The organism is Sinorhizobium saheli (genome assembly GCF_001651875.1).
GTDB classification, from domain to species: domain Bacteria; phylum Pseudomonadota; class Alphaproteobacteria; order Rhizobiales; family Rhizobiaceae; genus Sinorhizobium; species Sinorhizobium saheli.
Genome location: NZ_LNQB01000076.1, coordinates 17,038 through 41,674 on the forward strand (window position 1 = coordinate 17,038; position 24,637 = coordinate 41,674).

24 protein-coding genes and 1 pseudogene are annotated in these 24,637 nt (G+C 63.7%); 12 read left to right on the forward strand and 13 right to left on the reverse strand.

What is annotated here, in order from left to right:
• Positions 1 to 2: 2 nt before the first annotated feature.
• Positions 3 to 713: a metallophosphoesterase family protein gene (locus ATB98_RS17260; protein ID WP_066875730.1), complete on the forward strand. Its 711-nt coding sequence runs from the start codon at positions 3 to 5 to the stop codon at positions 711 to 713.
• 89 nt (positions 714 to 802) lie between these two features.
• On the opposite strand, the gene ATB98_RS17265 is transcribed toward ATB98_RS17260, so the two are convergent.
• The 3 genes from ATB98_RS17265 to ATB98_RS17275 are packed head-to-tail and all read right to left on the reverse strand — an operon-like array spanning position 803 to position 1,551.
• A complete protein-coding gene (locus ATB98_RS17265; protein ID WP_066875856.1) occupies positions 803 to 997 on the reverse strand; it encodes a hypothetical protein in 195 nt (64 codons plus the stop codon).
• 58 nt (positions 998 to 1,055) lie between these two features.
• Positions 1,056 to 1,295, reverse strand: a complete 240-nt coding sequence (locus ATB98_RS17270; protein WP_066875731.1) for a hypothetical protein — start codon at positions 1,293 to 1,295, stop codon at positions 1,056 to 1,058.
• A 10-nt stretch (positions 1,296 to 1,305) separates the two neighbouring features.
• On the reverse strand, positions 1,306 to 1,551 hold the full coding sequence (locus ATB98_RS17275; RefSeq protein WP_066875857.1) for a hypothetical protein: 246 nt from the start codon (positions 1,549 to 1,551) through the stop codon (positions 1,306 to 1,308).
• 228 nt (positions 1,552 to 1,779) lie between these two features.
• Here ATB98_RS17275 and ATB98_RS17280 point away from each other — a divergent pair, with 228 nt between their 5' ends.
• Both ATB98_RS17280 and ATB98_RS17285 read left to right on the forward strand, forming a co-directional pair.
• A complete protein-coding gene (locus tag ATB98_RS17280) occupies positions 1,780 to 2,637 on the forward strand; it encodes an SDR family oxidoreductase (RefSeq protein ID WP_066875858.1) in 858 nt (285 codons plus the stop codon).
• 23 nt (positions 2,638 to 2,660) lie between these two features.
• Positions 2,661 to 3,425 (forward strand): hypothetical protein, encoded by a 765-nt coding sequence (locus ATB98_RS17285; protein WP_234781928.1) that lies wholly within the window; start codon positions 2,661 to 2,663, stop codon positions 3,423 to 3,425.
• 62 nt (positions 3,426 to 3,487) lie between these two features.
• Here ATB98_RS17285 and ATB98_RS17290 read toward each other — a convergent pair whose 3' ends face one another.
• Entirely contained in the window at positions 3,488 to 4,969 is a 1,482-nt protein-coding gene (locus ATB98_RS17290; protein WP_234781934.1) for a sensor histidine kinase, read from the reverse strand.
• A 292-nt stretch (positions 4,970 to 5,261) separates the two neighbouring features.
• Here ATB98_RS17290 and ATB98_RS17295 point away from each other — a divergent pair, with 292 nt between their 5' ends.
• Positions 5,262 to 8,378: a PAS domain S-box protein gene (locus ATB98_RS17295; RefSeq protein ID WP_066875732.1), complete on the forward strand. Its 3,117-nt coding sequence runs from the start codon at positions 5,262 to 5,264 to the stop codon at positions 8,376 to 8,378.
• A gap of 65 nt (positions 8,379 to 8,443) precedes the next feature.
• Here ATB98_RS17295 and ATB98_RS17300 read toward each other — a convergent pair whose 3' ends face one another.
• Positions 8,444 to 8,839 (reverse strand): response regulator transcription factor, encoded by a 396-nt coding sequence (locus ATB98_RS17300; protein ID WP_066875860.1) that lies wholly within the window; start codon positions 8,837 to 8,839, stop codon positions 8,444 to 8,446.
• Positions 8,840 to 9,315: 476 nt separating this feature from the next.
• Between ATB98_RS17300 and ATB98_RS17305 the strand changes: the two genes are divergently transcribed.
• The gene (locus ATB98_RS17305; protein WP_066875861.1) at positions 9,316 to 9,951 is read left to right on the forward strand and encodes a response regulator transcription factor; all 636 of its coding nucleotides are present in this window, start codon (positions 9,316 to 9,318) and stop codon (positions 9,949 to 9,951) included.
• A 502-nt stretch (positions 9,952 to 10,453) separates the two neighbouring features.
• On the opposite strand, the gene ATB98_RS17310 is transcribed toward ATB98_RS17305, so the two are convergent.
• The 4 genes from ATB98_RS17310 to ATB98_RS17325 form a co-directional block, all read right to left on the reverse strand.
• Positions 10,454 to 10,687, reverse strand: a complete 234-nt coding sequence (locus ATB98_RS17310) for a type II toxin-antitoxin system Phd/YefM family antitoxin (RefSeq protein ID WP_066875733.1) — start codon at positions 10,685 to 10,687, stop codon at positions 10,454 to 10,456.
• Between the two features lie 401 nt (positions 10,688 to 11,088).
• Positions 11,089 to 11,439, reverse strand: coding sequence for a hypothetical protein (locus ATB98_RS17315; protein WP_066875734.1), 351 nt, complete (start codon positions 11,437 to 11,439; stop codon positions 11,089 to 11,091).
• 11 nt (positions 11,440 to 11,450) lie between these two features.
• Complete coding sequence (locus ATB98_RS17320) at positions 11,451 to 11,771, reverse strand: hypothetical protein (protein ID WP_066875735.1); 321 nt, start codon at positions 11,769 to 11,771, stop codon at positions 11,451 to 11,453.
• Between the two features lie 237 nt (positions 11,772 to 12,008).
• The gene (locus ATB98_RS17325; protein ID WP_066875736.1) at positions 12,009 to 12,728 is read right to left on the reverse strand and encodes a GntR family transcriptional regulator; all 720 of its coding nucleotides are present in this window, start codon (positions 12,726 to 12,728) and stop codon (positions 12,009 to 12,011) included.
• Between the two features lie 389 nt (positions 12,729 to 13,117).
• On the opposite strand from ATB98_RS17325, the gene ATB98_RS17330 reads away from it, so the two are divergent.
• From ATB98_RS17330 to ATB98_RS17345, 4 genes are all read left to right on the forward strand, one after another.
• A complete protein-coding gene (locus tag ATB98_RS17330; protein WP_066875737.1) occupies positions 13,118 to 13,840 on the forward strand; it encodes an SDR family oxidoreductase in 723 nt (240 codons plus the stop codon).
• 296 nt (positions 13,841 to 14,136) lie between these two features.
• Entirely contained in the window at positions 14,137 to 15,360 is a 1,224-nt protein-coding gene (locus ATB98_RS17335) for a GGDEF domain-containing protein (protein ID WP_407695293.1), read from the forward strand.
• A 70-nt stretch (positions 15,361 to 15,430) separates the two neighbouring features.
• Complete coding sequence (locus ATB98_RS17340) at positions 15,431 to 15,667, forward strand: hypothetical protein (RefSeq protein WP_066875739.1); 237 nt, start codon at positions 15,431 to 15,433, stop codon at positions 15,665 to 15,667.
• A gap of 117 nt (positions 15,668 to 15,784) precedes the next feature.
• The gene (locus ATB98_RS17345) at positions 15,785 to 15,991 is read left to right on the forward strand and encodes a CsbD family protein (RefSeq protein WP_066875740.1); all 207 of its coding nucleotides are present in this window, start codon (positions 15,785 to 15,787) and stop codon (positions 15,989 to 15,991) included.
• Between the two features lie 220 nt (positions 15,992 to 16,211).
• Here the strand turns inward: ATB98_RS17345 and ATB98_RS17350 are convergent, their stop codons facing one another.
• The 3 genes and pseudogenes from ATB98_RS17350 to ATB98_RS17360 all read right to left on the reverse strand — a co-directional run bounded on the left by ATB98_RS17350 (position 16,212) and on the right by ATB98_RS17360 (position 19,657).
• The gene (locus ATB98_RS17350; RefSeq protein WP_066875741.1) at positions 16,212 to 17,483 is read right to left on the reverse strand and encodes an MFS transporter; all 1,272 of its coding nucleotides are present in this window, start codon (positions 17,481 to 17,483) and stop codon (positions 16,212 to 16,214) included.
• Positions 17,484 to 17,955: 472 nt separating this feature from the next.
• Positions 17,956 to 18,192, reverse strand: a complete 237-nt coding sequence (locus tag ATB98_RS30025; RefSeq protein ID WP_066875742.1) for a DUF1127 domain-containing protein — start codon at positions 18,190 to 18,192, stop codon at positions 17,956 to 17,958.
• 399 nt (positions 18,193 to 18,591) lie between these two features.
• A pseudogene (locus tag ATB98_RS17360) lies at positions 18,592 to 19,657 on the reverse strand (aldo/keto reductase).
• Between the two features lie 205 nt (positions 19,658 to 19,862).
• On the opposite strand from ATB98_RS17360, the gene ATB98_RS17365 reads away from it, so the two are divergent.
• The 3 genes from ATB98_RS17365 (at position 19,863) to ATB98_RS17375 (ending at position 23,687) form a co-directional block, all read left to right on the forward strand.
• The gene (locus ATB98_RS17365) at positions 19,863 to 20,816 is read left to right on the forward strand and encodes an AraC family transcriptional regulator (RefSeq protein ID WP_066875744.1); all 954 of its coding nucleotides are present in this window, start codon (positions 19,863 to 19,865) and stop codon (positions 20,814 to 20,816) included.
• Between the two features lie 189 nt (positions 20,817 to 21,005).
• Entirely contained in the window at positions 21,006 to 21,464 is a 459-nt protein-coding gene (locus ATB98_RS17370) for a (2Fe-2S)-binding protein (RefSeq protein ID WP_066875745.1), read from the forward strand.
• 3 nt (positions 21,465 to 21,467) lie between these two features.
• Entirely contained in the window at positions 21,468 to 23,687 is a 2,220-nt protein-coding gene (locus ATB98_RS17375) for a xanthine dehydrogenase family protein molybdopterin-binding subunit (RefSeq protein ID WP_066875746.1), read from the forward strand.
• Positions 23,688 to 23,788: 101 nt separating this feature from the next.
• Here the strand turns inward: ATB98_RS17375 and ATB98_RS17380 are convergent, their stop codons facing one another.
• Positions 23,789 to 24,616 (reverse strand): HpcH/HpaI aldolase family protein, encoded by an 828-nt coding sequence (locus ATB98_RS17380; protein ID WP_066875747.1) that lies wholly within the window; start codon positions 24,614 to 24,616, stop codon positions 23,789 to 23,791.
• Positions 24,617 to 24,637: the final 21 nt, after the last annotated feature.

Genomic DNA, 24,637 nt, shown 5'->3' on the forward strand with positions numbered 1-24,637 from the left:
CGATGGGCAAGCTCAGGGTGGCGGCAGTGGCCGACCTGCACGTCCGGGAAGACCGGTCCGTCTCGTACACGGAACTGTTTTCGGAAATGTCGAAGGCGGCCGACGTGCTCGTCATCGCCGGCGACCTTACCGATCTTGGCAAGCCCGTGGAGGCGGAGCTTCTGGCGAGCGACCTCAAGTCCTGTACGATACCCGTCGTCGCTGTTCTCGGAAATCATGACCATCAGTGCGATGCGATCGAGGAAGTCTCGTCGATCCTCGTCAGGTCGGGCGTCCACCTGCTCTACGGCCAGGCCGTCGAGATCTCGGGTGTGGGTTTCTGCGGGACCAAGGGTTTCATCGGCGGCTTTGGCCGCCACATGCTCGGCGCCTTCGGCGAAGCCGCGATCAAGACCATGGTGGCCGAGAGCGTCGATGAGGCGATGCGGCTGGAAAACGCCCTGAGGGCCACAAGAGCCGAGCGCGCGTTGGTGGTGCTGCATTATTCGCCGATCCCCGAGACGGTGGCCGGCGAACCCCAGGAGATCTACCCGTTCCTGGGATCCTCCCGGCTTGCCGAAACGATCGACCGCTTCAAGGTGAGCGCCGTCGTTCATGGCCACGCGCATAAGGGGGCCTATGAGGGCCGGACGCCAGGCGGCGCTCAGGTGTTCAACGTGGCCGCCCATGTCGAGAAGCCGACCGGCCGCCCCTACGCCCTCCTCGAACTGTGAAATCGGGAACTTGCCCCGAAGCGTCTGGTGGGATCTACGTCGCCCAAATGCGGCAACAACAAACAGGTAGAATGGGGTGCAAACCCGCTCTACCGCCGCTTTGTCTTGCCGGCATCCGAGAGCTTGCCGCGATGCGGGTCCTTCAGGTTTTCGCCCGCGGCATCCCGGTCGCGTTCAGGATCGTCCTTGGCCGGGAGATAGCCCCTTGGCCGCGTTTCCTTCGGACCCTCCCACCGCGGTGATTGTTCGGTCGTGCCCGGTGCGCCTTCCTTTGGCGTTTTCATCATCATGCTCCATCCAGTGTCTTGCTTTTATCTGCATGTTCCAGCGGAACGCTGCCGATCACCAGAAGCGCTGGTACCGCGGCTGAGCGGAAGAACTGCCCATCAGGAATCCGGCCGTGAAGGCAAGCGCCGCAATGACGAGCAGGGTGCCGGCTGCCGCGGTCGGATGCTCGCGGGCGGTTTGCGCTAGGGCGCCCCCCTCGTCCCGGACGTAGCGCGCGACGTCGCGGCTCCTGGTCTCGAGACCCTCCGCCTGGCTCTCGGCGAGCGTTTTCGCTCTCTTCGAGATCTGTGCCATCGTGCTCTCCTCAATCCTGGTCTTTCATGTCGGGCAAGGGATTGCGCTGGTCGGCGTCCTCCAGGTCCGGCTTGACGAGATAGTCATCCTTCTTCAGGCGGGTGACTTCCCGCGCCGCCTCGCGGTTCGGAATGTCATCCGGTTCGATCGACGGTTTTGCGGCCTCAGGGCGCAGATCGCTGTCCTGCTTGATTGGGCGTGCCTTGTCGGCATTCACGTCCGCGACGCCGCGCGACTGGTGTCTGGTCTTTGCCATCTTGCCCTCCTCGAAGGTCCGTCTTGAGGTCAACGTGAAGCGCAAGGCGAAGTTCCATTTGCGACGGGCGCCGGATGCGCATGCCGGCATTGGCGGCCTCCTTTGCCGTCTCCGCGGCTCCTTCGCGCAGCCGTCATCGGTCGGAACAACGGCTTCATGCCCGAGTTAGAACCACGCATTCATTGCGGCAAAGCCGTGCCGATTTCGTTCCAGATGGAGTTCGTAACCATGGAGAAATTCCCGCAGCCACCGTTCGTTCGCCAGACCCAGGACATGCCCGGCACCACCGAACAGATGCAGCCCGTCCCGGACCACGGGGAAGAGTCCTACCGGGGCTCCGGTCGGCTGAAGGACAGGAAAGCGATCATCACCGGCGGCGACAGCGGCATCGGCCGCGCGGTGGCGATCGCCTATGCGAGGGAGGGCGCGGACGTCCTCATCAGCTATCTCAACGAGCATGACGACGCCATGGCGACCAAGGCCCTGGTCGAGGAGGCAGGCCGCAAGGCGGTGCTCGTCGCCGGCGACATCCAGTCCTCCGACCATTGCAGGCGCATCGTCGAAACCGCCGTCCGCGAACTCGGCGGCATCGACATTCTCGTCAACAACGCCGCCCACCAGGCCTCGTTCAAAAACATCGAGGACATCAGCGACGAGGAATGGGAACTGACATTCAAGGTGAACATCCACGCGATGTTCTACCTGACCAAGGCGGCGGCCCCGCATATGAAGAAGGGCGGCGTCATCATCAACACCGCTTCGATCAATTCCGATAGCCCCAATCCGATCCTGCTCGCCTATGCGACCACCAAGGGCGCCATCCACAATTTCAGCGCCGGCCTTGCCCAGATGCTCGCCGAACGCGGGATACGGGTGAATGCCGTCGCGCCGGGACCGATCTGGACGCCGCTGATCCCCTCGACGCTGCCGGAGGACTCGGTCGTCAACTTCGGCAAGCAGGTTCCAATGAAGAGGCCGGGCCAGCCGGTCGAGCTCGCCTCGACCTACGTCATGCTCGCGGATCCGATCTCGAGCTACGTCTCCGGCGCAACCATCGCCGTCACCGGCGGCAAGCCGTTCCTTTGAGAACGCGGGATGAGGAGGCCAATATGAGCACGGCAAATGCATCACGACATATCGAACGCTGGCCGATGGAGTCCCGCCAGGCCGCGCAATTGGTGATCAACCAGTATGGCGAACCGGATGAAATGGCGGAAAGCCAGCTCATCTGGCACAGGCCGGGTCCATGGAAGCGGATCGTCGCCTCGAAGGCCTGCTACGGACACAATTTCCCGGCGCCCCACTACGACTCGGTCGAATCGGTGATCGACTATCGCGTCCCTCCGGAAAAATGCTCCGCACTCGCCGCCTTCGACGGCAGCGTGATCGTCGAGCGAACCGCCGGCGAGGTGTCGGCGCGCTGCCACGACGAGCAGGCGAACTTCCTTGCGCTCAACCTGATGCACGACATTGTCACCGGCGCGAAGACCGTAGAGGAGGCTCGCGCCTATTATGCCAAGGAATTCGCGGACTATCGGCGCAAGAGGCCGACGCCCTACATGGAAAAGCTGCGTTTCGCGCCTGCCGGCCAACGGACTGCCGATCCCGACGTGCGAGTGCTGAGCGATGAAGACATCGCCCAGGCTACTCGGGAAGGCCAAGGGGGCGAGGGGCCGGCCGGCGCCTCCTATGCCGAACATGCCGAGGCGGTAAAGCCGCTTGGCCAAGGCCGGGTATCCCCCGTCCGAAGCCGGGACGAGGCGAACATCGGTTCCGACGAGGCACTTCCGAGCGACGAAGAAGAGCGCTCCATTGCCGATAATCCATCGCGCGAGGAGATCCGCCACGGCAGCCTGAAGCCGCCGCGCCCATGAACGCGGTTCGCACGCGGCAGGAACATCGACGCATTGCAACGGCTCGGCGACCCGGATTCGCTTTATCGCAGCCGGTCCAGCGGGAGAGCCAGACGGATGACCAGGCTGCCTGAACTCAACTCCCTCGACAGTTCGGCGCCCAGCTGCGCAGCGGTCGCCCGCGCGAGCTTGCTTCCGAAGCCTTCGCCATTCGGCATCGACAACGGCAGGCCGCCGCTCTCCCGCCAGGTCAGGAAATAGTGATCCTTTCCCTTCCTGCAATCGACGTCGATATGTCCGCCCGGCGCGGAAAGGCTCCCGTACTTCACCGCATTCGTTGCAAACTCATAAAGCAACAGCGCAAGCGGGGTGACCGCGTGGCTCGCCACTGGAACGTCAGGTCCGCTGATTGTGAAAGTCGCCTCCGCGCTGCCCCCGCGCGTGAAGGGCGAAAGGATAGTGCGCACGAGGGAATGCAGGGTCGTGCCCGGGTTCTCGAAGGAACGACGGGGGGAGGAGAACGACAGCGTCAGGGAGTGCGCACCGGCGAGCGCATTCAGCCGCCCGCAGACCGCCGCGGCAAGATCGTCGGGCGAAGTCGCCGAGCGAGCACCGATATTGACGATGCTGCTCGCCACGGCGAACAGGTTCTTGATCCGGTGCTCCATTTCGCTGAACAGCAACTGCTGCTTCTCCTCCAGCCGCCGTCGCTCCGTGACGTCGCGGGCGATTTTCGAGATGCCGATGATGACTCGATCGACATCCTTGATAGGAGAGACCGACAGCGAGATGTCGACCAGGCTTCCGTCCTTGCGCTGTCGGGTCGTTTCGTAATGATCGATGCGCTCGCCATCGAGAATCCGCTTGAAGATCGTCGGCTCCTCGTCGTCCCGGTCGATTGGAATGAGGATCTTCCCCGGCTTTCCGATGACCTCGCTCGCGGTGTAACCGAAAAGCGCTTCGGCGCCCGGATTCCAGCCGGTGATGATGCCGTCGAGATTCTTGGTGAAGATGGCGTCGTCGGACGACTCGATGACGGCGCCGAGCCACCGGGCAGCCTCGTCGGCCAGGCGGCGGCCAATGCAGAAGCCAAGCTGGCGGGTGATTGTCGTCGACACCTGCAGCTCGTGCTCGGTGAACGCGTGCGCCCTCTCGAAGCCAATTATCAGCTCACCGATGATCTTGTCGTCCAACGGCACCGGGATGAACGCCAGCGAACGAAGGCCTTCGTGAAGGGTGATGTCCTTCAGGCTTGGAGGCACGCCTTCCGTCGCAATATCTTCGATGAAGAACGGCTCCGCGTCCTGGTCATCCGGCAGCCACGGCGAATATCCATCGACAGCCGATCGGCAGGCATCGGATAATCCGCGCCAGGCAACGATACGCATGACGCCATCAGGATCAGGGCGAAGTATCGAGGTTCCGGTACAATCCAGCGCTTCGCTGATCGCGTCGAGAGCCGCATCATACATGCCGGCGGTTGAAGAGGCTCTGTAAAGGCGGTCGGTAAACCGATCTAACGCCCGCGCGAGTCCTCCCTCTTTACAAGCGCGTTCATTCAGCATTTCGATCACCGTTCAATGGAGCCGACAATTACGAGTGGCCGCGCCTCGTGCGGAAAGAATGAATATTGCGCTTGCATGACAGGCTTTCAAGATGCCGCGCGGCACGGGGATCCGTCTGTCCGCCCTTGCTGTCGGCCGCTTTTCGGGCGTCCTCATCGTCCGTGCGTGCCGCAATCTCATTCATTGCCCCCGCCGGCTAGGTGAGTCCCATGGATTGCGGGCGCCCATCCATGGGAGCAATATAAGCGGCAAGAAATATTGATCGAGTTATCTGGGGGGGACTCGGGCAATCATGTTGCGGCAGCGTTTGATCTTCCCCGTCGCCGGCATCGTTCTCGTTCTCAGTCTCGTCCTCGCCGGTTTGTGGATCTGGACGGGAAAGGTCATCGTCTCGGTCATGTCCGAACGGCTGATCCGAGAGGTGACGCAGGCCGTCGATCGCGACGTCGGTCATCTGGTGCGCGGCGCCGAAAAGGCGGCAGCCCGGCTGTCAAACGGTCTTGTTCGTCACGACGTATCGCTCGGCGACCCGCACGCGGTTGCACGCGAGCTCTATGCTCTCCTGGCCGAGGAGCCGGATGTCGACTGGATGTTCTTCGGCAACGAGGCCGGCGGTCTCGTTTCGGTGGGGCGATTGCCGGATTCAAGCCGGGTGTTTCTGATGAGCGATGACTTTCGCGCCGGTACTGTGCGCGAGTTCGAGGCGTTGCCCGGCGGCCGGGTCGGCCGCCTGCGGAAGTCGGAAGGCGCGTTCGATTCGCGCGAGAGGGCCTGGTACAGACAGGCGAAGGCGACGGGCGAGCGGTACTGGACCGAACCCTATCTCGGCATGGTCGAGCCCGTCCTGGGTATCTCGCTCGCCGCTCCGGTCTTCGGCAAGGACGGCAATTTCGTCGGCGCGTGCGGGATCGATCTCATCCTCACGCAGCTTTCGAGGTTCCTGCAGACCCTCGAGGTCGGCGAGAACGGACGGGCCTTCATCATCGATGCGACCGGACATCTGATCGGCGCGTCAGGCGGGGTGTCCCCCGTGACGATCGGCACCGACGGCGGCCATATGCGCCTGCCTGCTTCGGAGGCCACCGATCCCATCGTCCGGGAAACTGCCCGCTATCTTAGTCGAAACCCGGACATTGCCGGGCCCGCGTCGGCGGGGCCGCGCGTGTTTTCCTTCAGCGATCCCGAGCGCGGCCGGATCTATGCGGCGGTTGATCAGGCTGCGCCCGGCGCACTTCGGTGGACCGTCGTCTCGGCGGTACCCGCTTCGGATTTCCTCGGACCCGTGTATCAGGCGGCCTATCTCTCGATCGTCGTCGGCGCGGTCATCGTCGCCGTCTTCGTGATCCTCGGGCTCGGGACGGTCGGACGCACCTTGCGACCGCTGACGGATCTCACCCAGGCGGCAAATGCGATCGCAAATGGCGAATGGCGTGACGTACCGAAGGTTCGCCAGAATGACGAAGTCGGCCTGCTCGCGCAGGCATTCTCCCTCATGACCTCCCGTCTCAAGGAGACGTTGGAGGGGCTGCGTCGAAGCGAGGCAAACTTTGCGGAAGCTCAGCGCGTCGCCCATGTCGGCTACTGGGAACGCGACCTCGCCACGGACTATCTTGCCTGGTCGGACGAGACATACCGCATCTTCGGCATGGCGCCACGCCCCGCCAGGATGATCAGCCTGGCCGAGGCGACGGAGCGGATATATTCGGAGGATCGGCCGAACTGGAAACTGGCCGCCGCCCGCGCCTTGCGTGGGGAGGCCCGCTACGACCTCGAATACCGCATCGTGCGGCCCAACGGCGAACTGCGCACCGTTCACAGCCAGGGCGATCTGACAAGGGATGCATCGGGCCGGCCGCGCAGCATGTTCGGCACGATCCAGGACATTACCGAACGCAAGCGGGCCGAAGAGGCGCTGAGGCACAGCGAGGAGCAGTGGAGGGCCGTATTCGAGAACAATCCGACGATGTACTTCATGGTGGACGCGGCCGGCACCATCGCGTCCGTCAATCCCTTCGGGGCCGAGCAGCTTGGCTACACCGTCGACGAACTGATCGGCCGACCTGTCAAGGACATCTTTCACGAGGACGACCGGGATGCGGTCCAGAGACATGCGGCCGCCTGCCTCGATCATCTCGGCGAGGCCATGAGCTGGGAGCTGCGCAAGATCCGCAAGGACGGATCGATGCTCTGGGTTCGCGAGACGGCCCGGGCGATGGTGGTGAGCGAGCGACCCGTCATCCTCATCGTCTGCGAGGACGTGACCGAGCGCAAGCGGGCCGAAGACGCGGCCCGGCGCAGTGAGGACGAACTCCGCCAGGTCATCGAGACGGTTCCGGCGATGGTGTGGACCGCCCTGCCCGACGGGCGCGTCGATTTCATCAACCGGCGGGTCCAGGAATTCACGGGCCTCTCCCTTGCCGGAACGTCGGGAGCGGGCTGGGAGCCCGAAGGCCGGTTTCATCCCGACGACGTCGAGCAGTACAGGTCCAAGTGGCGCGCATCGCTCGCCACGGGCCACCCGTTCGAGGCCGAGGTCAGGATCTGTCGCGCGGCCGACGGCGAATATCGATGGTGGCTCGAAAGCGCCGTCCCGCTCAGGGACGAGCACGGCAACATTCTCAAATGGTATGGTTTCCTCGTCGATATCGAGGACCGCAAGCGCGCCGAAGAAGCGCTGCAGAGGACGCAGGCCGAGCTTGCGCATATCACGCGCGTGACGACGATCAGCGCGCTGACTTCCTCCATCGCCCACGAGGTCAACCAGCCGCTGGCCGCCGTCGTCACCAACGCCAACGCCGCCCTGCGCTGGCTCGCCGGCAGTCCGCCGGACATCGGCGAGGCGCGGGAGACGCTGGCACGCATCGTTCGGGACGGACACCGCGCTAGCGAGGTGATCGGCCGCGTGCGCGCGCTCCTCAAGAAGACAGCCACCGTGACGACGGCGGTGGACCTGAACGGCCTCATCGAAGACTCGGTGGCCCTCGTCCGGGGCGAGGTGCGCAGCCATCGGATTCTGGTGCGGACGGAACTGGCGCAGGATCTCCCGCCCGTCGAAGGGGACCGGGTCCAGTTGCAGCAGGTGCTGCTGAACCTGGTGATGAACGGCATCGAGTCCATGAAGAAGGTGACGGACCGGCCGCGGGAGCTGCTGATCAGGTCCGGACGCGACGCATCCGGCTGCGTGCTGGTGGCGGTACAGGATGCCGGCGTAGGACTGGAGGCGCAGGATGCGGAGCGGGTCTTCGAGGCGTTTTATACGACCAAGGCCGAGGGCCTCGGCATGGGCCTCGCCATCTGCCGGTCGATCATCGAGGCGCATGGCGGGCGCCTATGGGCCGAGGCGAAGGAGCCCTGGGGCGCCCTGTTCCAGTTCACCCTGCCGCCGGTCTCAGACGACGGCGATGGGTAGAGCGGATCACGATCGCAGGGCAGAGGAGGCGTATGCGGCTCCAAGCCGAAGCCCGCCCCACCCCGTCATTCGTCACCCTCGCCGTCGCCCCGGCGCGCGAGTGCAGCGCGAATGCAATCCAACAGGTCCTGCTCGTCGAACGGCTTTGCCAGCTGGCCGATGATGTCCGGGCCCAGCCCGCGGGCGCGCAGATTCTCGTTCGGAAAGGCGGTGATCAGGACGGTTGGAATGCTCTCGCCCAGCGCCACGAGGCGGCGGTGCAGGTCGAGCCCGCTCATTCCGGGCATATGGATGTCAGTCACCAGGCAGGCCGTCCGGCGGAGCCGGGGGAATTTCAGGAAATCGTCGGCGCATGAGAAAGCCTCGGCGTCAAATCCGAGCGACCTGATGAGCCCCTTGGTAGCCTCGCGCATCGACTGATCGTCGTCGACAATGGCAATCAGAGGCTTCTCGATCGGCACTGCCGCCTCCAAAGCTCGCGACAAGCATCTTGCAGCAATTTCCTGCATGTTTCCCGGACGGGGATTTGCCGAAACATGCAAGCGATTCAACGTACTCCAGCGACCTCAATGCGTCCGATCGGACGCGCGCTGCAGCGGTGTAGCGTGGCTGGCAACATACATCAGCGCGCGAGGGCCACAAAGGCAGAGGAAGCTATACAATGGTATAGATCCTCCGCGATTTTGCGGCCGCGGCACCTTCCGTTTCCGCAGGATCGCCATGCCGTGGCCGCCCGACAGCCTGTGGTCTTGTGAGCGAAGGAATTAGGGCGCATTCTGATGGGCGAGAGCTTCGTTTCGGCACCGGCGGAGGAGCGAGGAGGCGTGTTCGCTTTGCATCATCGGCGCTCTGCCGCTTGGCCGCCGTCCGATACCGCGGCGGCGAGCGCCTTCGCCTCCTGCCTGCGGCAATCGGCTCCTCCCGGGGGTTCCGGGCGATGACCGAAGGGCGTGCAACCGTCGTCGTCATCGATGACGATCCTGCGATCCGCGAGGCACTCGGCAGCCTGCTGCGCTCCGTGGGCTTTGACGTGAAACTGCTCACATCGGTGAGCGACTTCCTCAAGACCGGTCGACCGGAGGGGCCGACCTGTCTCGTGCTCGACGTCCGTCTGCCGGGACAGAGCGGCCTGGAATTTCAGCGCGAGTTGTCGCGGGGCAGCATTCAGCTCCCGATCATCTTCATCACCGGCCACGGCGACATTCCCATGTCCGTTCAGGCGATGAAGGGCGGCGCAATCGAGTTCCTGACGAAGCCGTTCCGCGACCAGGACCTGCTCGACGCGGTCCATTTCGGCCTAGCGCGCGACCGCGAATGGCTCGAGACCGAAGCGGCGCTCGCGAACTTGCGCGCGCGGTTCGAGAGCCTTACCCCGCGGGAGCGCGAGGTAATGGCGTTGGTGGTGACCGGGCGGCTCAACAAGCAGATCGCCGCCGACCTGGGCGTGAGCGAAATCACCGTGAAGGTCCATCGTAGCCAGGTAATGCAGAAGATGCATGCGAGATCCCTGCCCGAGCTCGCCCGCATGGCGGACAAGCTCAACCTCGAGCCGGGCAGGCCGCAAGGCTCGTAATGCATGTCGCCCAAAAGTGTGCAGCGGTTTTGGAACGACGACATGCATAAAGACAACAACCTGAAGCGCGTCGCGCGAATACGTTTGATCGCGACGCTTCAGGTTCGTCCTAAGGCATATAGACCAGCGTATAGGTCTTCCCCTCCGCATCGATAGCCGATCCGTCCTCTCGATCAATAGTGCTGCTGAAAGCGCACTGCTATGGTCGGGGTACTTCTTCCCGTGGGCCGTTGTTCCGATCGGCCCCCCTCGACCCCTCCCCGTCCCGGGAGGGGTTTTTTCATCCCGACAGCGGCTGCGCCACGATAAGCGAGAAGAGCCCCCGTTCGGGATCTCGGATCGGCGCGCACTCAAGTAGCACATCATCGTGCACCCTGCACGGCCGAGGGAATAACAGGCGGATTGATCCGGGTTGGTTATGTGCGTCAAGTGCAGCAAATTGGGGCGGCGATGGCGCCGGTCAGCGACCATGCCCATGCACGGGTGTCGAGAAGCACTGCCGTCACGCTTTGCCTTCCCAAAGCGCCAGCTCAGCCTCACTCATAGGCTCGAAGAAATCCGGCCCGCCTCCTGTAACCTTGCCTTTCAGCAGCCCGATCGTGAACTTGTTTTGCGGGATGGCAACGATCCGGGCAACAGGAGTCTTGCCCTTGGCGATGACAACTTCTTCGCCAGCCTTCGCCGCCTCAATAAGTTTGGACAGGTTCGTTTTGGCGTTATGGATTGTTACCTGCATGGGAGCCTCAAATAGCTAGTTTGGTACTTGGTGTTTTTTACTCGCAAAATCTAGCCACTCGTGGTCTGTGCAACGCTTTACGTCGCCATCCTTCTTAAACGTTGACGTTTGAACCGCATCGGCGACGACTGTCGCACCTCTAGAATACCTGGTTCAAGGCAGGCTGCAACAAGGCGGTCGCGAAGCTGGGCCATATCAACTTCTTCCGTCACGACCAAATCAGTTTTTAATCATCTTCTTCCACGACTCGGTGTCCACCTATTTCGACGGACACCTCATGCCTCAGCTTAACTCAAGAGCAAAGGGTGCGGGGAAATTCGCGCTTACCGTTGTCCTTGAATCGCAGTTGATTAAGGAGACGTGCAGTAGACGAAAGCGTCGCTGCACGCTTTTGGGCTGCATTAATGTATGGTCACGGAATGCCGCGAAGGACAAGGCTCCTCGAAGTCCTCGACGACGCGGAGAAGCTCGAGCGAGTAGAGCGAAAGACCGAAGAGGGTTCCGGTCACGTACAGCGTGAACGCGGGCGGCCGAATCTGGAAGGCCTTGCCGGCGCAAGACGCCGCTGCATCCGGCGGCGTGACGCAGATTGTCATCAAATGTGCTTCGGAGTGGGTGTCCGGCCGGGGCGGATAGTCTGCCGGCATGTAGAGCGGATGGCCCGGCAGCGTGGTCCAGCCTTCCGATATGCGCCGCGAGAACAGCTGCAACGGGAGCAGGTCGATCTCTATGCGGTTGAGGTCCTGTGTCATGGTCACAATCCCTAGAAAGAGCGCGGAGGAACGAAGAGGCAGATGGTGCGGCCTCTCGGTTCGCCGGCCACGGTGCAATGGTGAAACTGCCCGTCCGGGCTGTTCCTGATGCGCGTGTCGCGCGGCGTGATGAGCTCCCCGGTGAGCTTGATGACATATCCGCGCGGGCCCTCGAGAACCGCCTGATCGCGGATTTCGCGGCAGTCCATTCCGCTGCAGCACGAGAACGGATAGGTCCATCCATTCGGCTGTGCCGCCGTCGGCGTGGCGTCATGGGCCGCTGCCGGAGCAGCGATCATGACAGCAAGGAGAATAGCTGCTGGCCTGCTCATGGTCCGTACCTCGATCGTGGACAGAGCGCGCTTCGGTTTCGAAGCCTTCCCTTCGAAGCGCCCGCCTGTCGGCCCCCCGCGCTTGCGGCAATGGCCCTGCCTGAGGATATGGCCCAAGATAGCAGGGCCCTCCCCGACCGGACTATTGATCACGAGGACGGATCGGATACCGAAGCGGAGGGTGCGACCTATACCGGGGTCTAATGCGCGTCGCCTGAAAGTGCGCCGAGGCTGGCGTTATTCCGCCGCCTTGCGCCGCCCGAGCGAGACGTCCGTCGCGTAGTTCTCGCGCATGAAGTCGATGAAGTTCTGCTGGAACTGGCGCGTATGGGCATGGGCGAGCTCGTCGGCGAGGTCGACGTTCTTCGCCCGGATCGCCTCCAGCATCTGGTTGTGCTCGTCGGTCAGGAGATAGCCTTCATGCGTTCGCTCCAGATATTCGAAATGCAGGTGGAGCATGCGCTGGCCCTGATTGAGCAGCCGCTCGTAGAAGGAGGCGAGATAGGGATTTTTGCCGGCCTGGGCGATCGCCATGTGGAATTGCTTGTTGGCCTCCGACATCAGGAGATGGTTGCCGGTTTTCACGGCTGCCTCGAATTCCTTCTGCCGCCTGGCGATCGCCTTCAGATCGGCATCGGTGCGCAGTTGCGCGGCAAGCCGGGTATTCATGCGCTGGGCGATATCCAGCGCCTCGACATATTTCGGGAATGTCGCGACCTCGATCGGGGCGACGATCGTGCTGCGGTTGGAGAGCGTCACGACGAGCTCCTCGCCGGCGAGCCGGATCAGCGCCTCGCGCACCGGCGAGCGGGACATGTCGAAGCGTTCGGCGAGCGTGTTCTCGTCGAGGAGCTGCCCGGGGGCAAGCGTCAGCGCTAGGATCTCGTTCCTCAGCGTCTCATAGACGCTTTTCCAGCCCGTACCCTTGGCTCGCTTGGTTTGCGTTTCTTCAGACACTTACGTCCCCTTCTCGCCGCAGAGCGGCATAACGCCAGAATGAGCCCACCAAGACAATGTAAATTTTCCGCTTGACAATGTCGACACGAAGACGACATCAGGAACCGCGACGATCGGCTGAAGTCGACGAGAACCCGGGCGTGTCTTACGCCACCGGTCACCGGCACCTGGGTCTCATCTACGCGGCAACGACCGCGTCTGATCGCCGACCTCGTAACCGGATCGGACACCGCCACTCGATCCACGCCCCTAAAGGGCCGATCGCTTCTGATGCCTGTCGCCCAAGAACGTGCAGCGGTTTTGGGACAACGACATGCAAAAAACAAGAACCTGAAGTGCCTCGCATGAGTAAATTCAATCGCGACGCATTTTAACGGAAGGAGAAGAAGATGGCTTCATCGGATATCGAAAACGGCAAACCGGTCGCCGTGATCACCGGCGGCGGCCGCGGCATGGGGGCGGCGATCGCCCGCGAACTCTACGCGCGCGGCTACCGCCTCGCGCTGATGTCCCCCACCGGCACCGCCGAGACGCTGGCGGCCGAGCTCGGTGCGGTCGGCCTCAAGGGCACCGCCGAAAATGCGGCCGATCTCGAGCGGCTCGTCGACAAGGCCGTGAAGAGCTTCGGTCGTATCGACGCGGTGGTCAATCATACCGGCCACCCGCCGAAGGCCGACCTCCTCGAGATCACCGACGAGAACTGGGCGCTCGGCAACGAGATGATGGTGCTCTCGATCGCCCGCATGGCCCGGCTCGTGACACCGCTGATGCTCGCCCAAGGCAAGGGCGCTTTCGTCAACATCACCACCTTCGCGGCCTTCGAACCGACGCTAAAGTTCCCGGTCTCCTGCGTCTATCGCGCCGCGGTCGGCGCCTACACCAAGCTCTATGCGGATCGCTATGCGGCGGACAACATCCGCATGAACGCGCTGCTTCCCGGCTATATCGACAGCCTGGACCACAAGCCCGAGACGGCCGAGACCATTCCGATGCGGCGGATCGGCACCGTGGACGAAATCGCCAAGACGGCGGCCTTCCTGCTTTCCGACGACGCGGGCTACATCACCGGCCAGAACATCCGCGTCGATGGCGGCATCACCCGTCACGTTTAGAGCGGGATGAGGAAAAGTGCGCGCGGTTTCCGCCCGCATCCCGCGCAATCGAGCAAACAATCCGGGAGAAACGGACGGCGAGTGGCATGCGAGCTTCGCCGTCGATCTCGATTGATGTTCCATCTCTGCCGTGCCGTGATCCCGCACATGATCGGCGCCGCCGATAGCGGCCGCAACCGAGGATTTCGGAAACCGGCCGCGCGAGACTTGCCGGCACCGGATGCTCCGCTAAATGGGCCTGAATGGAGGTTCCGGAGAGCGCAGTTTCAGCGGAGCGGGTGGGCGCATCGGCACGGATGCGGCTCCAACTGCAGCCTCCTGCCATCATGGCCGAGGTCGAGCGCCTTCTCGCGGGCCGCACCCGTGACATCCGTCTCAAGGGCGAGCTTCGCCGCCTGTTCCAGGAGCGCTCCTGGCCGCGAACGGCCAAAATCATTCGCGCCTGGATGACCTGGGTGATCATGCTCGATGCACTGACCCTGGGCCTCAACGCCGTTCTGCTGCCGAGGGCGATCGCGCTGTCGATGATCCTGCCGGCCTGCATTCTCCCGCCCGCTGCCCTCGCCTCCGCCTTCGTCTGGACGAAGCCGCGCGCATTCTGGCTCCAGAGGCTCTCCATCACGGGAGGCATGTTCTTCATCCTCATGTCGGTCGCTCTGGTGGGCGTCGGCGCGGGGGGCGAGTTCTATGAGCGGCACTTGAACATCATGCTGTTCGTGGCGACTACCGCCATCATCATCTTCGCCGTTCCGCTGCGCTGGACGCTGACGGTCGCCGCCATGGCGCTTGGTCTCTACCTGTTTTTTCAGTTGCACAATCCGCGCCTCGAAACGGGAAGCGCCGTCGCTGCGACGCTGTTTTTCGCAAGCGGCATCATCGCCACCGTCGTTGCCCGGCGCACCATGAACATCCTGGCGCAGAAGACATTTCTGCTTGAGCTGAGAGACCGGAGCCGTGTCGCGGAGCTTGCCGACGCGAATGCCCGGCTCGAGCGCCTTGCGAGAACCGATCCCCTGACGGGAATTGCCAATCGGCGCTGGATGATGGAGACGCTCCACCGTCTCTGGAGCGATGGCATGAAGGGCCGCGACGCCGCCATGCTGATGTGCGATATCGACGACTTCAAGAGCCTGAACGATCGCCTCGGGCATGCGGAGGGCGACCGCTGCCTCGTGAAGGTTGCCGGCATCATTCAAAGCAGCGTGAGGCGAAACCGCGATCATGTCGCCCGCTACGGCGGCGAGGAGTTTTTGGTCGTGCTCCCCGGCGCGGACGAGCGGGAGGCCGCCCATATTGCCGAACGCATCCGGCAGGGCGTCGAGGCTGCCTCCCTTCCGAACCCGGCATCCCGCGTCGCGCCCTACGTCACCCTCAGCATCGGCGTGGCGGCGCAGGCGCCTGACGACGCGATCGCTTCGCCGGAGCAGCTACAGCACCGGGCCGATGCGGCGCTCTATCTTGCCAAGCAAGCCGGCCGCAATCGCGTGGTCCTTCACAGGCCGGACCCACCGGGCAGCTGATCGCATGCGGGTCGAGGGGGAACCTATCGCCGTTCACGCTGTTGGTCGGACGAAACAGGAGGATTGAGCCATGGCCAGATGCGATCAGTGCGGCAACGACTATGACAAGACCTTTCGGCTGACCCTGGGCGACGACACCTATACGTTCGACAGTTTCGAATGCGCGATCCAGAAACTCGCGCCGACATGCCCGCATTGCGGTGTCCGGGTCATCGGGCACGGGGTCGACCAGGGCAACACCATCTACTGCTGTGCGCATTGCGCCGAGCAGCAAGGAGCCGACGCTCTCACCGATCGCGCGCCTTAGGCCGCCGACCTCTTGCGCGCTTCACCGCGAACGGGTGCCTCTCGACGAGATAGCATCGAACCAAATCCGCCCTCATGAGTTTGATCTTCAGAGCATGTGAACTCAGGAGGATCGATAATGGACTGGAATCGCGTTGAAGGAAACTGGAAGCAGGTCAAAGGCAAGATCAAGGAGCAGTGGGGCCGGCTTACCGACGACGATCTCGACCAGATCGCCGGCAGCCGCGAACAGCTCGAAGGCAAGATCCAGGAGCGCTACGGCATCGAGAAGGACCGCATCCGGCGCGATCTCTACGATTGGTATGATCGCCAGACCTGGAACTGAAGATCCGGCAGCCTGCTCAAAGGAACTCCGCTTCGGCGGGGTTCTTTTGTGTCTGCCATGCAGGATGAAAAAAAGCCCGGCACTGAATGGCCGGGCAGTCAGCAGGGTCTTGGCTGTCCCTGCGGGGAAGTGAAGCTCGGGTCGATCGACCGAGTGGATTGCCACGTCGCGCAAAGACCGCCGGAGCGAACCGCTCCGGCGGCGATCTCGGCGGGAATGGTTACTGCGCGAAGGCGCCGGCCGGCATCTCGGCAGCGCGGCGCTTCAGCCGGCGGATCGAGACACTCATCCAGATCATGGAAACGGCGACGATCGCGAAGAGCAGCATGAAGCAGCTCGACCAGAGGCCGGTCACGTCCTTGAGATAGCCGAAGGCGATCGGCAGGATGAAGCCGCCGAGGCCGCCCATCATGCCGACGACGCCGCCGACGGCGCCCACATGGGAGGGATAGTAGGCGGGAATGTGCTTGTAGACAGCCGCCTTGCCGAGGCTCATGACGAAGCCGAGCACGAAGGTGACGGCGACGAAGACGACCGGAGTGACGATGATCGGCATGGCACCGGCCGTTTGTCCCGCCGGCACCGAGAGAATGAGCGTCGCGACGGCGGAGACGGCAAACATCGCATACATGATCTTGCGGGCACCGATCTTGTCCGACAATGCGCCGCCATAGGCACGGAAGATGCTGCCGGGGATCGAATAGGCGGCCGCGATCATGCCCGCCGTCTCGATGTCGAAGCCGTAAACGCCGACGAGGTAGCGCGGCAGCCAGAGCGCCAGTGCCACGAAGCCGCCGAAGGCAAAGAAGTAGTAGAGGGAGAAGCGCCAGACCTGAACGTTCTTCAGCGGCTCGAATTCGCCAAGGAAGCTCTTGCGAGGCGCCCGGACGTCGCGGCGGGCGCGGAACTGCGGATCATCCTCGGTGGTGAACCAGAAGACGATCGCGGTGACGAGAAGTGCCGCGGCCCAGATCTCGGCGACGGCCTGCCAGCCGAAGGCGACGAGAACCAGCGGCGCGAGGAACTTGGTGACGGCCGCGCCGACATTGCCGGCGCCGAAGATGCCGAGCGCCGTGCCCTGCTTCTCCGGCGGGAAGAAAGGCGAGACATAGGCGACGCCGACGGCAAAGGAGCCGCCCGCGATCCCGACGCCGAGACCGGCAAGCAGCATTTGCGGATAGGTCGTCGCATAGGCGAGCAGGAAGGTGGCGAGCGACGCCGCCAGCATGGTCAGCGTATAGACGAGGCGACCGCCATAGCGGCTGGTCCAGATGCCGAGAAAAATGCGGATCAGCGAGCCGGTGAGGATCGGCATGCCGATCAGCAAGCCGAACTCAGCCTCGGTGAGGCCAAGCTCCTGCTTGATGCGCACCCCGATGATGGAAAAAATGGTCCATATGGCGAAACAGATGGTGAAAGCGGTTGTCGAGACCCACAAGGCGCGGGCCTGCTCGTTTGCAGAGATCGTCGGTGTCTGATGAAGCGTGGACATAACATCTCCCGGCGCGCCCCGCGCGCCTTTGCCTGTCGGTTGATCCTGGAAAAGCCGCAAGCATGCCTTCGCGCTCATCAGGGACGGGCGCGTCGATCCTCTTCAGCAACCTTGCTTCTGGCGCGCGACATTGGGCGCCGGTGCCTGCTCGGGCTCAAAACAAAGGAAAGCAAGCGCCATGCCAAACGCGGGCGCGGTGAAAGATCATTTAAATTCAGTGGGTAATCCGAAGGTCATAAGGGCGGCAATTTCAGGATGACCAAATATTAATCCGCCCCCAGTACCATGCTCAAATATGATGCAGATTCCGGCTGTCGTTCTATGAGCAACGGAGCGGGGCAGCTCACGCCGCCCCACCCCGACCATGCCGCCGCCCCGCGAGCGCCCGTGCAACGCACGAAAATCGCCGCGGGGCTTCGATTTGCTGCATGTCCTCACTTTCAAATCGGCTCCGATCAACGTGCAGGGCACCTCAAAGCCGGATATCCCACAAGGGAAATCTGACGTCCAGGAGCTCATCCTCGTCTTCCGGCAGGCCGATGTCGCGGCGCATGCGGTTCGACAGATGGGAGGTCTGGTTCGCCGCATGCCGGCGCCGCCAGACGGCCAGCATCAAGGTGCGCGCGGTTCTCCAGGTGCCGAATTTCCGGCACAGTTCGTCGAGCTTCGCGCCAAGGGCATCAGCAACTACAAATTGTTCGTCACGCATGATTTTTCCGTCCCGGCGCAATCAAGCAGCCAGGTCCTCTCGAAGGTCGAAAAGACGCGCGGATGCGGACGCGAAGATGCGAAAAATCGCTCCGTCAGCCGGTCACGTCAGGTCACAAGGGAAAGTGCCAATCGGCGGAAATCCGGGGTTCTGGTCAGCCCTGGAACTGATATCGGCTCACGCCGGGTGCGCGACGCACCGAAGCCATGAGAGCCGTTCCGCCACCGAGGCGCATAAACATGGGAATAGAAGTCATCCACGCCTCCTCTGGTTCGAATTGCGGATAAGGTCACCATACACCAGATCGGACGATCGGCAAGTCACAATTTCGGATTGCAGACATAGCCCTCAAATTTGTTGCAGCAGAGCAACAGTGATGATGGTCATGCACCCGCGGGCCTAACTAAAGGTCCGCGAGCGGTCTCCGCGGTGTTCGCCGGCCGAGCGATCAGTGCTGGTCGAGCCTGTCGTCGAGAAGCTCGGCGATTTCCGCCATCGTCGCCGGCGGCAACGGTCCCATCTCGAGCGCAGCGAGGTTTTCGCGCACCTGTTTTTCGGTCTTGAAGCCGGGGATGGGAAAGGTGTTGGGCGAGCGGCCCAGGATCCACCCGAGCGCGCCTTGCGCCAAGGTCCGCCCGCCGGTCGTAAGCAGTTCCCGCACCTCGGCGAGGCGGCGGAGATAGTCGGCGCGCGGCCGGCCGTCCTCGAAGAACCGCACCCAGCCATGACCGGCGGCCCGCACGTCGCCTTGGGGCAGGCGCGATTGCGAACCGAACTTGCCGGTCAGGAATCCCATTGCCAGCGGCGAGCGATTGAGGCTGGCGAGATCGTTGCCCTCGCACATCGCCAGCATGTCCGCTCCGTCCGTGAAGACGTTCAACTCCTGCTGAACCGCGACGAAATGGGGGAATTTCACCATGCGCTTGGCCGCGGCGGCGTTGTCCGTGCTCCAGCCCCAGAAGCGCACGGCACCCTTCTCCACCAGCCTTTCGAGCGCCTCGCCGGCGGCATCCGCTTGGTCGTCCGAAAGCTCGCCGACATGGATCTGGTAGAGGTCGATATAGTCGGTGCGCAGGCGCTCGAGCGAGGCGGCGCAGGCCCTCTCGATATAGGCCGGACTGACATCGGTGCCCATCAGCGCGCGGGCGGCGCGATCGTAGGTATAGCCGAACTTTGTCGCGACGATTGCGTCGGCCCTGCGCCCGACGAGCGCGCGGCCGATCACCTCCTCGCTGTGCCCGGTTCCATAGGCATCGGCCGTGTCGATCAGCGATGCGCCGATCTCGAGCCCGAGACGAATGGCGCGGATCGACTGTTCGTCGTCAATCTCGCCCCAACCATCCGGCTTCCCGTCCAGGGTGAAATGACCCCCGATCGCCCAGCAGCCGAGGCCGATGCATCCGGCCGAAAGGCCCGAGCGTCCCAACGGTCTGCGCCCGATCGCTGAAATGTCGCTGGCAAGCATGGCAGTCCCTTCCTTGTTGCGGCGTTGCGCACGGGACTATGTCACTCAGAATGCGGCGATCCGAAGCTCCGATTCCGCAAGGTGTTTTTCAGTCATGAAAAACCGTCCTGCCTGTCACAGCTTTTAATTCTTGCCTAATACTCTAATGTTCGAAGACTTATGATAAGAAATCCGTATAAAGAAAGGCCGGGCCCCAGGTCACGAAATGAGCGAGATCATGCTCCCACGACAGAACCTGCGCGAGGAGACAGCGGCGCTGCGCGCCCGAATTCTCGACAAGCTTTCGCAACTTCCCTGGGACGGCGTCCGCTACGTCCACGATATTCCGGGCCTGACGCTCTATCGCATCGTGGCGCCGGCCGGGCCGTTTACCAGCGTTTCGGAACCCATCCTGTCGCTGATCATCCAGGGCAGCAAGCGTGTGCACGTGGGTGACAAGACGCTGGTTTACGACGAGTCCTGCTTCTTCCTGAGCGCCGTCGGCCTGCCGATGACGGGCCACGTCTGCGAGGCAAGCGAGGGCGAGCCCTATGTGGCGGCGACGCTCCGCCTCGATCTGGAGAAGCTGCGGCGGATCATCGCCGACCACGACATACAGACGGTGGAAATGCCCGAGCGCGACCTCGGCGCCGCCGTCGGCGCCGGCACGCCCGAACTGTTCGATGCGCTGTTGCGGCTGATTTCGCTTGCGGGCTCGCCGGCAGACATCCCCTTCCTCGCCAATCAGATCCAGAGCGAGATCCTCTATCGGCTGCTCACCGGCGAGCAGGGCGCGCGGTTGAGGCGCTTCGCGCTCGCCGGCACGAATAGCAACCGGGTGGCAAAGGCTGTGGCGTGGTTGAGGGAAAACTACACGCGTCCCCTGCGAGTCGAAGAGCTCGCCGAGATCGCCAATATGGGCGTGTCGACCCTGCACCATCATTTCCGTGCGATGACGGCCATGAGCCCGCTGCAATTCCAGAAGCACCTTAGGCTCCATCACGCGCGCGAACTGATGCTTTCGGAACAGCTCGACGCGGCAACGGCGGCGCTGCGCGTCGGCTATGAGAGCCCGACGCAGTTCAGCCGCGAATATCGCCGCGCCTTCGGCCACCCGCCGCTGAGAGACGTCAAGGCCATCCTGAACTCCGGCGATTCCCGCCGCGATTCCATCGACTAGACCGGACGCGATGATCACAATCGCGTTAGATCGACAGGAATAGGCAATAATCAGACAGGAATGAATCTATTCGGCCCAAGGACGCCCCTCTAATCTGGCGCCGCAATCTGGTGAAACGATCGCGGTCTGAATCGGCATCCCCAACGAACGGGCAGGCCCGCGCCAGTGCCAAAGCACGAGGAGAGCACCATGGTGACTGTTACGATCAACGGCGTCGAACATTCGGTCGAGGCCGAGGCGGATATGCCGCTTCTCTGGGTGATCCGCGATATCGTCGGCCTGACCGGCACGAAATTCGGCTGCGGCATGGCGCAATGCGGCGCCTGCACGGTCCTTGTCGACGGCTCGCCGGTTCGCTCCTGCCAGACCTCGATCGGCGACATCGAGGGGGCGCAGGTCACCACCATCGAGGGCCTGAAGGGCAAGGTCGCCGAAACGGTTCAGGCTGTCTGGGCCGATCTCGACGTCCCGCAATGCGGCTATTGCCAGTCGGGACAGATCATGTCCGCGACGGATCTCCTGACCAACAACAAAAGCCCGAGCGACGCGGACATCGACGCCGCCATGTCCGGCAATCTCTGTCGCTGCGCCACCTACCATCGGATTCGCGCCGGCATTCACGAAGCCGCCAAGCGCCTGGAGGCCTGAGCCATGATCCCCAAACTGATGCAATCGATCGCCCTCCCCGCCGCGCGTGTCGAGGCCTCCCGGCGGCAGTTCCTGATCGGCGCGCTCGCCGCCGGCACCGGCATCGCCGTCGGCTTCCATCTCCTGCGTGCGTCGCCGGCAGAGGCGGCCGGTGGGACGCCGGCAGCGGAAGGCACGCATTCCTTTTCGCCCTACGTGACGATCGACGGCGACGGAAAGGTGACCGTGCTCTCCTCGCAGTTCGAGATGGGGCAAGGCTCCTATAACGGCATCGCCACGCTGGTGGCGGAAGAGCTCGACGCCGACTGGTCGACCATCGACGTCAAGGGCGCTTCCGGAAACGTGAAGGCCTACGGCAACATCGCCTTCGGCGGCACGATGCAGGGCACCGGAGGCTCGACCTCGATGGTGACCTCATGGGAGCGCTATCGCAAGGCCGGTGCCGCCGCCCGTGCGATGCTCGTCGCCGCCGCCGCCTCCGAGTGGGGCGTCAATGCCGACGAAATCACCGTTGAAAACGGCGTTCTCAGCCATCCCTCCGGCAAGAGCGGCGGCTTCGGCGCCCTTGCCGCGAAGGCGGCGACCATGCCCGTGCCGGGCGACGTCAAGCTCAAGCAGCCGGGTGAGTGGAAGCTCATCGGCAATGCCGGCCTGAAGCGCTTCGACAGCGCCCGCAAGGCGAACGGTACGGAGCAATATACGATCGACGTCAAGCTTCCCGGCCTGCTGACGGCGGTGATGATCCACCCGCCCCTCTTCGGCGCCAGGGCGAAGTCCTTCGATGCCTCGGCCGCGCGCGCCGTCAAGGGCGTGGTCGACGTGGTCGAAACCCCGCGCGGCATCGCGGTCGTCGGCGAGCACATGTGGGCGGCGATCAAGGGGCGCGAAGCGGTCAAGGTGGAATGGGACGACACGGCGGCGGAAAAGCGCGGCACGCAGGAGCTCATGTCCACGTACCGCGACCTCGCGAGGAAGAGCCCGGCAGCGGTCGCGCGCAAGGACGGCGATGCCGAGGCTGAATTCGCCAAGGCCGCCAAGGTCCTCGAGGCGAACTTCGAGTTCCCCTATCTGGCGCATGCGGCGATGGAACCGCTGAACGCGGTCGCACGCATGAACGAAGACGGCACGCTGGAGATCTGGGGCGGGCATCAGTTCACCGACGTCTACCAGAAGCTCGCCGGCAACGTGGCTGGGATCGCGCCCGAGAAGGTCCGCCTGCACGTCATGAAGACCGGCGGCAGCTTCGGCCGGCGGGCAGTCTTCGACGGCGATGTCATCGTCGAGGCCGTGCACGTGGCCAAGGCGATCGGCTTCCGCGCGCCGGTCAAGATGCAATGGACGCGTGAGGACGACATGCGGGCGGGGCGCTATCGGCCCGCCTATGTGCACAGCCTCAAGGCCGGCATCGACGCAAGCGGAAAACTCGTGGCCTGGAACGATCACATCGTCGGCCAGTCCATCGTGGCAAAGACGGCGTTCGAGGGCATGGTGAAGAACGGGGTCGACCCGACCTCGGTCGAAGGGGCGCACAATCTCCCCTATGCCATCCCCAACCAGACGGTCGGCCTGACGAGCACGGAGGTCGGCGTCCCGGTTCTGTGGTGGCGCTCGGTCGGTTCGACACACACCGCCTTCGCGGCCGAGACCTTCCTCGACGAGGTCGCCGAGGCGGCGGGACGCGATCCGGTCGAATTCCGTCTCTCCATGCTCGAGCCCGGTTCGCGCCACGCAATCGCGCTCAAGCTGGCGGCGGAAAAAGCCGAGTGGGAAAAGCCGCTGCCCGAGGGCCGCTTCCGCGGCGTCGCGCTTGCCGAAAGCTTCGGCTCCGTGGTCGCGCAGATCGCGGAGGTCTCGACCGACGGCAATGGCGGGATAAAGGTTGAGCGCGTGGTCGCCGCCGTCGATTGCGGCCTGGCGGTCAATCCGGACCAGGTGCGCGCGCAGGTGGAGGGCGGGATCGGCTTCGGCCTCGGCGCCATATTGGGCGAGGAGGTCACGCTGACGGACGGCCAGGTCGACCAGGGCAACTTCGACACCTATACGCCGCTGAGGATCGATGCGATGCCCAAGGTCGAGGTCCACATCGTCGCCTCCGCCAACCCGCCGTCCGGCATCGGCGAGCCCGGCGTTCCGCCGATCGGCCCGGCCGTCGCCAACGCTGCCTACAGGGCGCTCGGCAAGCGGATCCGCGTGCTGCCGTTCGCGCGGTCGCTCAACGCCTGAGCTTGATGCCCCGGCCGCTCGCATGGGCGGCCGGGGCATCGCAGTTGGGTTGCTTTAAAGCGATCCTTTGCGGGGCCGAATAGACCCGCGGCGCCGCGCGCTCAGTACGACTTTTTGAGATGGGACGAGGCGGCCGGCTCTCCGCCGCTGTCGCGCCGCTCGCGAAGGGAGCGATATTCCGCCATTGCCGCCAATCCCGCGTCGCGCAACAGCGCCACGTCGTGCGGGCCGGCGATCACGCGATAGCCGCGATCGATGAGATCGGCGACGGGCGCGCCCTGGTGCGGCACCGTTCCCATGATCTTGCCGGAGGCGAGGATCGCCTTCTCGGCGCGCCGTACCAACGCCTGCACGCCCGGGTGGCCGGTCTGTTCGAGCCGGCCGATCGAGCCCGCCAGATCGTTGACGCCGATGAAGATGATGTCGGCGCCTTCGACGGCGGCGATCGCCTCGGCATTCTCGACGGCCGTATGGGATTCGATCTGCAGGGCGATCAGCATGTTCCTGTTGGCCTTGTGGATATAGTCGGGCTCAAGGCCGAAGGTGGAGGCGCGCACCACCCCGGCGGCATAGCCGCGAATGCCCTCGGGGGGATAGCGGCAGGCCCTCACCGCGGCGAGCGCCGCCTCCGCCGTGTCGACCGAGGGGATCATCAGCGATTGCACTCCCGCATCCAGCACCCGCTTCAGGAACACATGATCGTTCCAGGGCACGCGCACCAGCGCCGGCGAGGGCGTCGTTTCGACCGCGCGCAGCGTGTCGACGATCTCGCGCGTCTCGCCGACGCCATGCTCATGGTCGACGAGCAGGAAATCGAAGCCCGCATGGCCGAGGATCTCGGCATTGGTCGGCGAGCCGCCGCCAACCCAGCATCCGAACGCGACATGACCGGCGGCAAGGTGGGCTTTCAGGCGGTTGGGTGTGTACATGAACAGTCAGCCTCGAATTCG